At 72.0% G+C, this 13479-nt stretch carries 10 protein-coding genes and 3 pseudogenes; 5 read left to right on the top strand and 8 right to left on the bottom strand.

The window, feature by feature from the left end:
* Window positions 1–104: 104 nt before the first annotated feature.
* The 3 genes from FHX31_RS09065 to FHX31_RS09055 form a co-directional block, all read right to left on the bottom strand.
* A complete protein-coding gene (locus FHX31_RS09065) occupies window positions 105–782 on the bottom strand; it encodes a C39 family peptidase (RefSeq protein ID WP_047890781.1) in 678 nt (225 codons plus the stop codon).
* Between the two features lie 477 nt (window positions 783–1259).
* On the bottom strand, window positions 1260–3605 hold the full coding sequence (locus tag FHX31_RS09060) for a heavy metal translocating P-type ATPase (protein ID WP_052166178.1): 2346 nt from the start codon (window positions 3603–3605) through the stop codon (window positions 1260–1262).
* A gap of 208 nt (window positions 3606–3813) precedes the next feature.
* Window positions 3814–4593, bottom strand: coding sequence for a transposase family protein (locus tag FHX31_RS09055; protein ID WP_084588886.1), 780 nt, complete (start codon window positions 4591–4593; stop codon window positions 3814–3816).
* A 395-nt stretch (window positions 4594–4988) separates the two neighbouring features.
* Between FHX31_RS09055 and FHX31_RS09050 the strand changes: the two genes are divergently transcribed.
* The gene (locus FHX31_RS09050; protein ID WP_030271575.1) at window positions 4989–5792 is read left to right on the top strand and encodes a cytochrome c biogenesis CcdA family protein; all 804 of its coding nucleotides are present in this window, start codon (window positions 4989–4991) and stop codon (window positions 5790–5792) included.
* Between the two features lie 43 nt (window positions 5793–5835).
* Here the strand turns inward: FHX31_RS09050 and FHX31_RS09045 are convergent.
* The 3 genes and pseudogenes from FHX31_RS09045 to FHX31_RS09035 form a co-directional block, all read right to left on the bottom strand.
* Window positions 5836–6401: pseudogene (locus tag FHX31_RS09045) on the bottom strand (class F sortase).
* A 338-nt stretch (window positions 6402–6739) separates the two neighbouring features.
* Window positions 6740–7426 (bottom strand): DUF305 domain-containing protein, encoded by a 687-nt coding sequence (locus FHX31_RS09040; protein ID WP_047890780.1) that lies wholly within the window; start codon window positions 7424–7426, stop codon window positions 6740–6742.
* Window positions 7427–7435: 9 nt separating this feature from the next.
* On the bottom strand, window positions 7436–8104 hold the full coding sequence (locus FHX31_RS09035; protein WP_082171189.1) for a thioredoxin-like domain-containing protein: 669 nt from the start codon (window positions 8102–8104) through the stop codon (window positions 7436–7438).
* A 488-nt stretch (window positions 8105–8592) separates the two neighbouring features.
* Here FHX31_RS09035 and FHX31_RS32605 point away from each other — a divergent pair.
* From FHX31_RS32605 to FHX31_RS32595, 3 genes and pseudogenes are all read left to right on the top strand, one after another.
* Window positions 8593–9612: pseudogene (locus FHX31_RS32605) on the top strand (HAD-IC family P-type ATPase); the annotation flags it as partial.
* A gap of 106 nt (window positions 9613–9718) precedes the next feature.
* Window positions 9719–10168 (top strand): annotated as a pseudogene (locus FHX31_RS32600) (HAD-IC family P-type ATPase); the annotation flags it as partial.
* A 325-nt stretch (window positions 10169–10493) separates the two neighbouring features.
* Entirely contained in the window at window positions 10494–10745 is a 252-nt protein-coding gene (locus FHX31_RS32595; RefSeq protein ID WP_225319877.1) for a hypothetical protein, read from the top strand.
* Between the two features lie 295 nt (window positions 10746–11040).
* Here the strand turns inward: FHX31_RS32595 and FHX31_RS09020 are convergent, their stop codons facing one another.
* Window positions 11041–11184, bottom strand: coding sequence for a hypothetical protein (locus tag FHX31_RS09020; protein ID WP_157551500.1), 144 nt, complete (start codon window positions 11182–11184; stop codon window positions 11041–11043).
* A gap of 226 nt (window positions 11185–11410) precedes the next feature.
* On the opposite strand from FHX31_RS09020, the gene FHX31_RS09015 reads away from it, so the two are divergent.
* Window positions 11411–12124 carry a ZIP family metal transporter gene (locus tag FHX31_RS09015; RefSeq protein ID WP_030271561.1) on the top strand — a complete coding sequence of 238 codons (714 nt, stop codon included), beginning with the start codon at window positions 11411–11413 and terminating at the stop codon, window positions 12122–12124.
* Window positions 12125–12729: 605 nt separating this feature from the next.
* Here FHX31_RS09015 and FHX31_RS09010 read toward each other — a convergent pair.
* Window positions 12730–13407: a DUF1775 domain-containing protein gene (locus FHX31_RS09010; protein WP_030271559.1), complete on the bottom strand. Its 678-nt coding sequence runs from the start codon at window positions 13405–13407 to the stop codon at window positions 12730–12732.
* Between the last annotated feature and the right edge of the window lie 72 nt (window positions 13408–13479).

The raw sequence follows: 13479 nt of genomic DNA, 5'->3' as shown, positions 1-13479 counted from the left end.
CGCCAACATCGGCACCCTGGTCTCCTTTCGGCAGACCTGAGGTGGTGGATACGACGATGGGGCTGGCCCTTGTCGGGCCGGCCCCATCGTTGTTCACGCTCAGGTCAGGCGGAGTAGCCGCGGGAGGCGATCCAGTTGGCCAGCTTGTCGGTGCTGATCCAGTACTGGCCCTCGTCGGACCAGGAGTCACCGATCTTCACGGTGTTCCCGCCGTCGCGGTAGCCGACCACGGCGATGTAGTGCCCACCCTCGTAGGAGTGAGCGTGGCCGTCGGTGTCGACCGAGGTGCCCTTGATGTTGGCCACCATCGGCCGCTTGCCGTCGATGTTGCGCACGACGTCGTTGCGCAGCCGGTCGGTCTCGGCCTTGCTGGCCTTCTGGCCGGGGATCTCGACGGTGCGGTAGTCCTTACCGGTGACCTCCTTGAGCACCCGGGTGGTCTCGATGGCGGAGTTGGTGCCCGCCTCGGTGGTGGCCAGCTTCTTGGCCAGCTCGTCCTGGCTCAGGTCCTTACCGAGCGCGGACAGCGCCATCTTGGTCGCCGCCGGCGCGCAGTAGAAGTAGGTCTCCTGGAACTTGTACGTGAAGTCCAGCTCCTTGCCGCCGTCACGCTCCTGCGCCACGGTGGCCGGCTTGCCGGCCGACACCGGCGCGGCGTGCGCCACGGTCGCGGGACCGGCGATCGCGCCACCGGCGAACGCGAGCCCGGCGACACCGAGCGCGGCCTTACGAACAACCGAAGTCTGAGTGATGGCCGGGAGCCAACGAGTAACAGTAGTCATTGATGCTCACCTTTCACCTGGGGGAAAGGACGGCCAGCAGATCGGGGTGCGGGCCGCCCAAAGAGATACGCCCGGGCGGGGGTGCTCGGGCGTACGGGAGTCATAACCACGGCCGCCCGGCCGGCATTCCGGGCGGGCCGGCCCGCCCGGGATCCCGGTAACCGGACGAAACCGGACACCGGGACAGGTGGGCAGGTCCGGATGTTCGCGGGCGACGGGTCCCGGCACCCCTGAGGTCTCCGGCTCGGTACGTCCTTGATGTCGGGATCAGGCGCCCGGAGGAGAGTGCCAGTGGGCCGTCCGGGAGTCGCCGTAGAGGTAGGCGACGGCGATTACATGCGGCGCTACGAGACGGTGAGGCTCGTGGTGTGACCCATAGGCCTGACGGGCTCGCTGCGGGGTCCGGGCCGGCCGGGCTTCAGGCAAACCCTGTCCGCCGTCACCGCGACCGACTCTCGTGCTGTCAGTGCCCTGATCTCATCGCAACAGCCGCAGCGCGTTGGCGACAACGGCCAGGGTGCTGCCTTCGTGGACCACGATGGCGGCGCCGATACCGGCGATCCCAAGGACGGCGGCGGGTAGCAGGACCGCGATGACGCACAGGGCGACGGCGAGGTTCTGGCGGATGACCCGCCGGGAGCGTCGGCCGAGCCCCACGGCGGCGGGAAGTTTGCTCAGGTCGTCGGCCATGAGGGCGACATCGGCGGTTTCGAGGGCGATGTCCGTTCCTGCGGTGCCCATGGCGATGCCGATGGTGGAGCGGGCAAGCGCGGGAGCGTCGTTGACGCCGTCGCCGACCATGGCCACCACACGATGCTGGCGGGTCAGGCCGGCGATGGCGTCGACCTTGTCTTCCGGCAGCAACCCGGCACGGTAGTCGGTGAGGCTCAGGCTGCGGGCGACATCCGCGGCGACGTGAGGGTTGTCGCCGGTGAGCAGGACCAGCGACGTGACACCGAGACGCCGTAGCTGCTGCAGCATGGGTTTGGCGCCGTCTCGGGGCTGGTCCGCCAGCCCGAGCACGCCGAGGAGGTGCCCGTCGGCGTCGACGGCGATGACCGTCCTGCCGGCGGCCTCCAGTTCGGCGACCGCACCGCGGATCTCGTCAGGCGGGTCCGACGGGAGGACATACCCGGGGCGGCCGACCCGGACCTGCCGGCCGTCCACGGCCGCCGTGATCCCTTTCCCGGCGGCGATGGTGACCTCGCCTGCCCGGCCCAGTGGCAGGCCCTGCGCCGCCGCCACGACAGCCCGGGCCAGGGGGTGGGTGGACCGGCTCTCCACGGTGGCGGCCGTGCTGAGCAGGGCCGCGGGGTCGACGCCGGCGGCGGGGCGGACATCGGTGACAACGGGGTGCCCGCTGGTGAGCGTTCCGGTCTTGTCGAAGGCCATCGCGTCGACCCGGCCCAGGTTCTCCAGGTGCACGCCGCCCTTGACCAGCACACCCGTTCGGGCGGCGCGAGCGATCCCCGACAGCACGGCCGCCGGCGTGCCGATGGCCAGCGCGCACGGCGACGCGGCCACCAGGACCGCCATGCCGCGCAGGAACGCCACCTGCCAGGTCAGCCAGCCCAGCAGCGGCGGCACCGCGATGACCGCCGCGGCCAGCAGCAGCACGGCGGGTACGAACACCGCGGTGAAGCGCTCGGTGAGCCGTTGGGTGGGGGACTTCTGGGTCTGGGCCTCCTGCACCATGGTGACCACCCGGGCCAGGGTGGACTCCCCGGCCAGCCGGGTCACCTCGACCTCCAGGACGCCGTCGTGGTTGACCGTGCCGGCGAACACCGCAGCGCCGGGCGCCTTGTCGACCGGAGTGCTCTCGCCGGTGATCGGGCTCTGGTCGACCGTCGACCGCCCGCCCCGCACGCTGCCGTCGACCGGTACGCGTTCGCCGGGCCGGACGATGACCACGTCGCCGCGCAGCACCTCCCGCACGTCGAGTTCGGTCTCAGTGCCCTCGCGGCGAACCCTGGCGGTGTGCGGGGTGATCGTCCCGAGTGCCTCGATCGCGTGGCGGGCCCGGCCCATCGCCCGGTGCTCGAGCGCGTGGCCGAGGCTGAACAGGAACAGCAGCAGCGCGCCCTCGGCCCAGGCCCCGACGACCGCAGCGCCGACGGCCGCGACGACCATCAGCGCGTCGATCTGCAGCCGTAGCCGCACCGCGGCGGCCGCCGCGTGCCGTGCCGCGGTGAATCCGCCGGTCAGATAGGCCAGCCCGTACGCGACCACGACAACCGTGGCGGGCCAGTCGAGGAACGTCTCACCGGCGAAGCCCATCGCGAGCAGTACGCCGGCGGCCAGCGCCAACAGCAGCTCCGCGCGGGTGCGCACCCACCCTCGCCGGCGCGGGACCTCCACGCCGTAGCCCATGGCGCGCACCAGACGGACCAGGTCGTCCAACGACACGACGTCGCTGTCGAACTCCACCCGCAGCCGCTCCGCGGCGTAACTAACCGAGGCGGCCAGCACCCCGTTCTGGCGGGTGAGGACGTGCTCGATGCTCGCAGAGCAGTCACCGCAGTCCATCCCGGTCACCCGGAGCCACGCATGCCGGTAGCGGTCGCTGACCTGCGCGCCGGTCTGAGACACCACCCGACGCAGCCGGTCCAGCGGCAGCACGACGGGGTCGTAGTGCACGCACACCACTGCCTGCCCGTCGCGGTCGTGCACGTGCGCGTCGCGCAGCCCCCGTGTCCCGGACAGCCGCTCCCGCAGCCGCTGCACGCACTGATCCCGCTCGTCCTGCGCGGCCGGCAGCACCGCTGAAAGCTGGACTTCCAGGGTGCTCTCCGAGCCGGCCGCCCGGCCGCCGGCACCTGCCACCGCGCCTCCCTCACCTTTGCCACCGAGCGGTGGTCGACTGGCAGCGCCACCGCGACCGTGGTCAGCGGAAGGTCGAGCAGCGCGGCGGGCTCAGGGGGTGCGGCGGGGACAGGCTCATCGATCACTGCCGTCCGACCAGAAGACTGTTATTCAGGCTAAGGGACGTCTCGTAACTGGGTGAAGGCGTTGCTCGGCATCAAGCCGATGGTCAGCCGGCGAGGATGATGTTGTGGAGGTTCGCGATGCCGGAAGCGGCGTCGGCCAATGTGTGGGCGGCGCGGCGGTAGTCGCGCAGGATCTTGAAGCACTTCATCCTGGCCAGAGCGTGTTCGACTCCCGCTCGGACGGTGCGGTGCTGGACGTTGAGGGCTTCCTTCCAATCCGGGAGCTGGCTGCCGTCGGTGGGCTTGCGGTACGGCATGATCACCTCGGGGTTGCCGCGGTAGCCGCCGTCGGCCATCACCGGCCGCCCGTCCAGCTTCGCCTTGATGCCGGACGTGCGGTAGACGATGGTGTCGTTGCGGTTGCCCGGCTGCGGGTCGCCGACGGCGAGGACCAGGCGGGTGCTGGCGTCGATGGCGACTTGCAGGTTCGTCGAGTACCGGTAGTTCTTGCTCCGGGCGGCCAAGCGGTGATCGCGGGTGGGGATCAGAGTCCCGTCGACGATCGCGATCTGCTCGACTGGCCGCTTACGCACCGGCGCCAGGGCCAGCAGCGGCGCGAGGGTGTCGATGACCCGATGGGCAGCCGAGTGCGACACCCCGAACAGCGGGCCGATCTGCCGCATTGTCAGGTTCGTACGCCAGTAGGTGGCCACCAGCAGCACCCGATCCGGCAGGTCCAGGGCCCACTGCCGGCCCGGCCGGCCGTCAGCGATGCCGTCACCGCCACGCTCGGCGACCAACCGGACCAGCTTGCGGAACTGGGCGGGCTGCAACCCGGTGAACGGAAAGATCCACTCAGAGTCGGCCGCGGTGATCACCTGCACCCAGGCATCCTGCCCGACCATCCTCAACAGACAGACGGCAGGGTTACGAGACATCCCTTAGATCCTCCGGTTGCGGCGAAGGGAGGAATCCAGGATCGCCGCCACGACCTGCGCGGCCGCCACCACGACGGAGGGTGCTGTGCATCTGACGGCCACGGGCGCGCGACACCGGCCGCGTCCGGGCGCGCCGCAACAGCCGACCCGCGCGGCGGGCCGGTCGGCGTCCCCTGCGGGGCAAGCCGTCCCAGTGCGCGGACGGCACACCCCATACTACGAAAGGTAGTAGCGGCGTGAGACGATGACCGTTGCGCAGCCAGCGCGACCTGAGGGAGGACACATGCCGCGACTGGTGGAACCGGACTCCGTGGCGCGCACGTCGGCCGGAGCCGGCTGACATGGGCGAGCAGTTCGCGGCCATCGCCGCGACCGGGCCCCTCCTGGCCGCGATGGCCGTCGCCGCCGCGGCGGGACTGGTGAGTTTCCTATCCCCCTGCGTCCTGCCATTGGTGCCGGGCTACCTGTCCTACGTCACCGGCCTAGCCGGTACCGACCTCGACGCCGCGGCGCAGCCCACCCCGCCCCCGGCGGCCGGCGCTGTCGCCGTGGCGACCCGGCGGCGGGCGCGGGCGCGGGTCGTGGCCGGCACGCTCGGGTTCATCGCCGGGTTCGCCGTCGTGTTCGTCACCGTGGCCGTGGCGTTCAACGCCGCCGGCCGCGCCCTGGTGACCAACGCGCGCACCATCGAGATCGCCGCCGGGACGCTGACCGTGCTCCTCGGCGCCGGCTACCTCGGGGCGTTCCCGCTGCTGCAACGGCAGGTCCGCGCCACCCGGCTCCCGTCCGCCGGGATCGCCAGCGCACCCGTGCTCGGCGCGACGTTCGGCCTGTCCTGGACGCCGTGCGTGTCCCCCACCCTCGGCGCAGTGCTGGGCCTGGCGGCGGTGGAATCCACCACCGGTAGGGCCACCGTCCTCGCCCTGGCCTACTGCACCGGCCTGGGCCTGCCGTTCCTGCTCGTCGGCCTCGGGTTGCGGCGCACGCTGACCCTCACCCGCTTCGTGCGCCGCCACCACCGGTGGGTCACCCGCCTCGGCGGTGCGCTGCTCGTCGCGATCGGGCTCGCGCTGCTCACCGGAGCGTGGACCGACCTGATGATCTGGCTACGGGCCACGGTCGGGCCGGGCCAGATCAGCATCTGACCGGGCCACACCACGGCGGGCCGGTCCCGGGGACCCCGCTCGGTCAGCGCTGGCGCGAGCCGACCAGCGAGGCGAAGGCGATGGTGTTGTCGGCGTAGCCGACGCTTCCGCCGATCCACGCGCCGCCGCAGGTGATCAGGCGGAGCCCGGGCCCGCCGTCGCCGCCGTAGACCCGGTCTGCGGGCAGGCGGTTCTTGTCGAACCGTTCGACCGAGGTGACCGCGAACACCGCGACCGAACGGTGAGCCCGAGTGATCTCGACGCGGGAGCCCTTACGCAGGTCGCCCAGCCGGTGTCGTCGGCCCGTTACAGCGGGGGCACGGCGATGGACCCGTCGGCCGCCACGCCGACCGGCCCCACCGCCGCGTTCACCTTGATCGCGTCAATGCTGATCCGCACCGGCCGGCTCGGACCCAACGCCTCCGCGCTGCCCCGCTGACCGACGAAAGGCAACCAGCCCAACAGGCCGCTGCCGCTGCCGTTGCTGCCGAGCCCGGCGCCGGTAGCGAACACCCCGGCAAGGATCAGCACGACGGCCAGCGCAACGTGCGGTCGCCGGGCCCGCTCGACGCGGCGCCCAGGCGCCGTCCGCACCCGCGCGCTGGCCATACCCGCTCCCTCCCCCTGCGCGCCAACCCGTCGCGGCGGCCGGGCACGCTGACCAGGACTCCGCCGTTGGAATCGGTCGGACCGCCGGCCACGTCCTGACGGTACGTCGACCACGCCGAGGCGGGCCGGCGGTCAGCGGTTCATCACCATGCCGCCCAAGCGGGCGTTTCGCGCACGGATCAGTGCCGCGCGCCGGCGGTATCCGGCGGCCAGCAGGACAGCCAACGCCCCGCCAGCCATGGCCCACTTTGATGCGGGACCGAGCCAGGTGGCCAGGGTGCGGGCGGAGGCGAGGCGCGTACCCGCCGGCGGCCTGGGCGGCGGGGCCGAGCGACGCGTCAGTTGGTGGACGCATCGGTGGAGGCGGTGGAGTGCAGCCGGTCCAGCAGCTTCTGCAAAGCGGTGATCTCGGCCTGCTGGCCGGCGCGCATCCGCGCCGCCAGGTCGCGGACTTCCGGGCGGGGCTCTGCGGCCAGGATCGCCTCGACCATGGCGAGTCCGCCGCGGTGGTGGCGGATCATCAGCTCGGCGAACCTGATGTCCAGGTTCCGGCCGGTGGTCTCGCGCAGCTGGGTGATCTCGGCCTTGGTCGCCATGCCCGGCATGGGTGCGGCGCCGGTCGCGTCTGCACCGCCGTGGTCCATGCCGTTCATGTCGTTCATCCAGGCCATGGCCGGTTGGCTGCCGGTCGGTGGCAGGCCCCACTGGGTCAGCCAGGTCCGCATGATGCCGATCTGCGCCTGTTGGGTGAGTGCGATGTCCATGGCGAGGGTGGCGACCTCGGGATCGTCGGTACGGGCGTGCACGATCATCGACATCTCCACGGCCTGGGCGTGGTGGGTTGCCATGTCCCGGGCGAAGCCGGCGTCGGCGGACGTGTCGCCGGGTGCCCGCACGGCCGGAACGAGCAGTCCCACGGCGACACCGACGGCGAAGACGACGAGGGCCGCGGCCACGAGCGGCCACCAGCGGCGACTCGCCGGCGGGTCCGGCTGGGGTTGCGGGGGTGTTTGCGCGTTGTCCATGGCTGGCCCCTACTGGCCCTGAGGGGCAAGGTCACGGGGCGTCGTGCCGGTGGCGGTGATCCCACCCGAGCACGTCGCGCCCTGCTCGGGTCCGGCGTTGACCCGGGCCGCGCGGATGAACTCGTCGATCCGCTCGTCGTCGGCGGAGGGGACGGTGAGGCGGTAGCCCCACGCCTGTAGCGAGATCGGCGCGTCGAGGTTGTCGTGCGGGCTGAGCAGCATGTAGTCGACGCCGCGGACCCGCCCGGCCAGGCGCTGCACCTCGTCGGCGGGCAGGTCGGACCGGTAGGTGATCCACACCGCGCCGTGTTCCATGCTGTGGGTGGCGTGCTCGGCGGCGATCGGCGCGTCGTAAACGTCGCCGGTGCAGTTCTGCCACGCGCTGTTGTGGCTGCCACCCACCGACGGGGTCACCTCGTAGGTCAGCGGGCCGCTCTTGTGCTCACTAGCCAGCCACGCCGGCTTCTTCGACGCGTAATCCGTCACGCCGGACAGGCCGGTCAGACGCTGCGCCCAGGGCCGGGTGCCCTGCCACGTGGCGACCGCGGCGTAGCCGATGATCGCCACGCCGAGCACGCTCACCGCCGTGACGACGGCGATGACGCCCCACGGCCGGCCGGGGCGCACCGCGACGGCCTTCGCCGGTCGGGTACGGGCAGAGGACTTGGAAGCTCTCATCACGATGCCTCTCACTAGTGGGAGTGGGGGATGCGCCCGATGGGCGGAAGACATGCCGATGTTCCTGGACGGCTCCAGTCGAATGGAGCCGGTGAGCAGCAGGTGGCTGACGCGTACCCATCGCCCTAACCCGCTCAGGAACGCGACGCGGGCAGGGGATGCGGGGGCCGGAAGCACACCCGGCCAGCGCGGGCAGTGCCTGTCCGGGGCGGTCGCCCGCCACGACAGCCATGGCGATACCCGGTTCCCGCTCGCGGCGGCGAGGCAGGCTGCCTGCGCCGCCGAAGCCATGCCACGCGGAGTGGCTCTTACGTGCGGGACACCGCCAACTGTGTCAGGCGAGGACACAGATGGGTCCCCGGGTCATCCTGATGGATCCGCTCGGCGGGCAACGGAGGCAGTCGCCGGCTCGTCAGAGTCAACGGCCGGATGAGTGAGGCCGTGACCGGGGTAGTGCTCGACGACTGGGTGGGGCAGGCCTGCTCAGCATGGCTGGGGCGGTCCTGGGGACAGTCCTGGCCGTGGTGAGCCACGCTGACACCGGCCAGCGGTTGGGTGTGCCTGCGCGCCGCGCTGGCGCCGGTGACCGGGTGGGCGGCGATCAGCGCCACGAGGACAACCAGGAGCAGGCAGACGACGCGGCTGAGGCGTCCGTCGCCTCGCTGCGCCGTGGTCATCTGCCAGCGTCTCATCGCGGAGATCCTATCCGCCCCGCCGCTGCCCTGCCGTTCCGACTGCATGACGGGATGGTCTGCCCTTCAGGCCCTGCGTCGGCGCTGCCAGGCGTACAGGGCCGCGCCGCCGGCGGCGAGGACGGCCACGGCGGCCCCGACCCGGATCCACAGCCCGAGCAGGCGACGCGGGTGGACCCCGACGGCGGCGAGACAGTGGTGGACACGGTCGAGCTGCGCTTCGGTGACCATGTGCGGGTCCGCCCGGGTGTGCGCATCGGCGCCGACGCGGTCGTCGTCGACGGCATCAGCGAGGTGGACCAGGCCACCATCACAGGGGAGCCGCTGCCTGCGGGCAAGTCGGTCGGCGACGAGGTGTTCGCCGGCACCCTCAACGGCACCGGCACGCTCGTCGTACGCGTGCACCGTGAAGCGGGCGAGTCCGTGATCGCCCGCATCGTCGCCCTGGTGGAGCAGGCGTCGGCGACCAAGGCCAAGACGCAGCTGTTCATCGAGAAGGTCGAACAGCGGTACTCGATCGCGGTGGTCGTCGCCACCCTGGCGCTGTTCGCCGTACCCCTGCTCTTCGGCGCCGACCTGCGCTCGACGCTGTTGCGGTCGATGACGTTCATGATCGTGGCATCGCCGTGCGCCGTGGTCCTCGCCACGATGCCGCCGCTACTGTCCGCGATCGCCCTCGCCGGCCGCCACGGCGTCCTGGTCAAGTCCGCCGTGGTGATGGAACACCTCGCCGACCCCGAGCGGGTGGCGTTCGACAAGACCGGCACCCTCACCGAAGGCCATCCCCGCGTCGTCGACATCCACCCCATCGGCGACGCCCGCCCGGAGGAGGTGTTGCGGCTTGCCGCCGGGGCCGAGCACGCCAGGCGAACACCCCGTCGGTGCCGCGGTCCTCGCGGCGGCGCAGGACCACGGGCTGCCGGTGCCGGCGGCGGCCGACTTCACGTCCGTGCCCGGCCGGGGCGTACGCGCGGTGGTCAACGGCCGGCAGGTGGCCGTGGGCAGGCCGGTCCTGCTCGACGAGCTCACGCCCATGGCCGTGGCCCAGGCCCGGGCCGTGGCCGCCGACGCGCAGGCCACCGGCCACACCGCCATGGTGGTGATCGTCGACGGGACGCCCGTCGGGGTGCTTGCCCTGGCCGACCGGATCCGCTCCGACGCCGTCATCGCGCTGACCCGCCTCACCGGGGCCAGGCCGATGCTGCTCACCGGTGACAACGCCGGCGCCGCCGGGCACCTGGCGGCGGAGGCCGGGATCACCGACGTGCACGCCGGGCTGCTGCCGCAGGACAAGGTCGACCAGGTGCGCGCCGTACAGGCCAGCGGCCGGCGGGTGCTGCTCGTCGGCGACGGCGTCAACGACGCACCCGCCCTCGCCGCCGCCAATCTCGGCGTCGCCATGGGCCGCGGCGGCTCCGACCTTGCCCTCCAGCGCCGACGCCGTCCTCGTCCGCGACGACCTGGCCACCCTGCCCAGCGCGACCGCCCTGTCCCGGCGCGCCCGCCGCCTCGTCACGGCGAACCTGATCATCGCCGGCACCCTTCATCACCGTGCTGGTCTGCTGGGACCTGTTCGGCAACCTACCCCTCCCCCTGGGTGTCGCCGGGCACGAAGGCTCCACCGTCATCGTCGGCCTCAACGGCCTACGCCTACTCGCCTCCTCCGCATGGCGACGCGCCCAGACCGAAGGGGCGCCGTGAGCCGCCGCGGCCGGGACGGCGGCGCGACGGCCGGTTGCACCGTCACGGTCTGCCAGGGCTGCTGCTGCGGCACCTCCGCCGGGTTCGACCACGCCGGGCAACTGGCCCAGCTGCAAGCGGCAGTCGCCGACGTCGCTGTGGTACGGGTCAGCGACTGCCTCGACACCTGCGCGCACGCCAACGTCATCGTCGTACAGCCCTCCCCGCCGGCCGCCGCGCCGGCGGGCGACCGGGCTGGCTCGGCCTGATCAACGACACCGACGCGAGCGACGACATCGCCGCCTGGATCCGCGCCGGCGGCCCCGGCCTGGCCGACCCACCCGGCGTGCTCGACCTCTACGCGTTCACCCCGCCCCGCCGCGTCCGGCAACACCTCACCTGAGACGCGGATGAGGAGTAGCCGGCTCGGGTGACGTCAGAAGCCGGCCAGAAACAGCACGCCGGCGGCGATCAGACCAACCCCCACGACGGCGACGAACAGTCGGTCGCTGATCCGCCCCACGGTCTTCTTGCCCACCCAGGCGCCCAGCAGGGTCGCGGGAGTCAGTGCCACCGCAGTCCGAACAGCGCGGTGAACACGGGCAGCAGCAGCACACCGCCGCCGGGGCCGGCCACCGCCGACATCCAGGCCAGCGCGAACGCGGCCAACGACGCCCCGGCGAGGGCGCCGACCAGATCCGTCGCCATGCCCCCACCTCCACCTGTTCCAGACCACCAGCTACGGAACAGTCCATGCTCGCAGACACCACGACGGCAGCGATCACGACCGCCGCGTCATCGAGCGCGCCTCCCGAAGCTGCTCAAAGTCGGTGGGACCGAGCCGCGCTGGTTTGGCCGACCAATCGCCGGGCACGAACACCAGGGTGCCCTGACGGCGCCTCGCGCTCTGGGTCGAGGACAGGAGAGGACGCCTGTGAACGTAGTCGGCACGGCAGCGATCCTGGTGGCCTTTCCCGTCGTGGCCACCGTGACAGGCGCGGTGATCGCTACGTTGAGGACTCCCGGCCCGGCGGTCTCCAGCGGAATCCAGCACTTCGCCGCCGGAGTGGTGTTCGCCGCGCTCGCTGGCGAGCTGCTGCCGGAGTTGCGCCGAGAAGGCCACCTGCTGATCGTGGTGGGCGCGTTCACCGCCGGCGTGGTTCTGCTGTTGGCTCTGGGGGCCTACTCCCGCCGGGTGGAGGCCACCCGCCCCATCGGTGTCCCCGCCGGGCTGCTGGCCGCGGTCGGTGTCGACCTGCTCGTAGACGGCCTGCTCGTCGGCTTGGGCGTCACCCTCGGAAAGAGCCAGGGCGTCATCCTCACGATCGCACTCACCCTGGAGGTCCTGTTCCTCGGCCTGTCGGTGAGCGCCGCACTGGCCAAGCGAGGTGCGGGCCGGGTGCGGGCCGCCATGATTCCGAGTGCGCTCGGTCTGGCGACCGCTGCAGGAGCGATCGGCGGTGCGGCACTGCTCGGCGGCGCCAGCCGTGGGGTCCTGGCCGCTGTGCTGGCCTTCGGTGCTGCTGCCCTGCTGTACCTGGTCACCGAAGAGCTTCTGGTGGAGGCTCACGAACACCCCGAGACCCCGTGGACGGCCGCCCTGTTCTTCGTCGGGTTCCTCGGGCTGTACACCCTCGCCGGGTTGTAGCGCGTACTGGCAAGCGCCAGGTCACCAGCGCCAGTGGCACTGGCGGGCTTGTCTATGCCCGGTGCCGTGGTGAGCGGCTGTCCCCGGCGCTGCTCAGCCGCAGCTGTCCCAGTGCGCACGTAGCTGCTGGTGTCATCGCCACGGGATCAGAGCCGCCGAGAATCACCGCTCAGTCGTGCTCAAGAACACCGCCGCCGAGCAGTTGCAGAAACGCGCCGCTGGTCTACATGCGGTAGGTCGCCTGAGGGCCGCACGGGCGGGCACCTCAGGGTGGGGCTGGCAGGCTCGGCGACGGGAAGTGTGCGGGGCGATTCCGCCGGGCAGGCGCGCGTGACGTGGCCGGGCCGCTCGTCCGGGCAGGGCTGGGCGTGCAGGGCCGTCGAGGACGGGGACGGGTGAGTGACACTCGCCGCGGCCACGTCGAGCGTCCCGTGGGCCGCGATCATCGCGACGACCGCGGCGACGAGGAAGCAGAGCAGCTCGCGCAGACGCAGGCCATCGCGTCGACTGACCGGGTCCCGCCACCGCACCGGCACGGGACGGATCCTATCGGTGGAAGTGTCCACGAAGGGCATCAGCGCCCGAGCCCGACCAGGTCGCCGCACTCAGGGCCGGTGTCGCCGCAACGACACCACGATGCCGGCGGCGGCCAGCAGCGCCAGGACGATCCCGACGACCAGCCACACCCCGCCGTTACCGGCGTCCTGCTGAGTGCTCGCGGCAGGTCCATCGGTGATCGGGGCGTCGGTGGCAGGTGCGACGCTCGGGCTGCTCGCCTCGACGGCGGAGCCGGTCGGGCTGGGGGTCGGGGCGGCGGCGAGTTTCACGGTCGGGGCGGGGTTGGCCGGCTCCGGGTTGGCGGAGCTGGGCACCTCGATCCACCGGTCGATACGTCCGTCGCTGTACTTCTGCAGGATCTTGAACGACACCTGCGCAGTGTTGGGCAGCTGCCGCACGCGTACCTGGTGTTCGGCGTCCTGCCCGACCGGGACGGCCGGTCCGGCGACGGTGTAGCTGTTCGGCGTGGTGGTGGACAGTTTCCAGCCGGGCGGGGCCTTGAGCAGGGTGATGTCTGACGCGGCGATGCCCTCGGGCAGGTAGACCTGCACCGAGGTGGTGCCGGCGGTGCGGGACTCGGCCTCGGCGTCGACGGACAGCACGGCGTTGGCGGCGCCCGCGCGCGCCGGCGTCAGCTTCGCGTCGGTGTGGGCCCACGCGGGGCTGGCCGCCGTGACGGTGGCGGCCGTGACGGCCAGTGCGACGATCGCCCATCGGTGTCTCATCCGAACCAACTTTCTGCCTCGTTCGTGTGCCGTCGTCGACAGGTAGTCGTTGATCGCCCGCTGCCGGTTCCC

This window comes from Micromonospora sp. CNZ286 (assembly GCF_014207755.1).
This window is presented reverse-complemented; position numbering and strand designations above follow the sequence as displayed.

What these genes read in the sequence shown, in the direction of transcription:
- FHX31_RS09065 (WP_047890781.1), bottom strand. Translation starts at nt 782, where the DNA reads ATGACTACTGTTACTCGTTGGCTCCCGGCCATCACTCAGACTTCGGTT.
- FHX31_RS09050 (WP_030271575.1), top strand. Translation starts at nt 4,989, where the DNA reads ATGGGCGAGCAGTTCGCGGCCATCGCCGCGACCGGGCCCCTCCTGGCC.
- FHX31_RS09040 (WP_047890780.1), bottom strand. Translation starts at nt 7,426, where the DNA reads ATGGACAACGCGCAAACACCCCCGCAACCCCAGCCGGACCCGCCGGCG.
- FHX31_RS09035 (WP_082171189.1), bottom strand. Translation starts at nt 8,104, where the DNA reads ATGAGAGCTTCCAAGTCCTCTGCCCGTACCCGACCGGCGAAGGCCGTC.
- FHX31_RS09020 (WP_157551500.1), bottom strand. Translation starts at nt 11,184, where the DNA reads ATGGCGACGGATCTGGTCGGCGCCCTCGCCGGGGCGTCGTTGGCCGCG.
- FHX31_RS09010 (WP_030271559.1), bottom strand. Translation starts at nt 13,407, where the DNA reads ATGAGACACCGATGGGCGATCGTCGCACTGGCCGTCACGGCCGCCACC.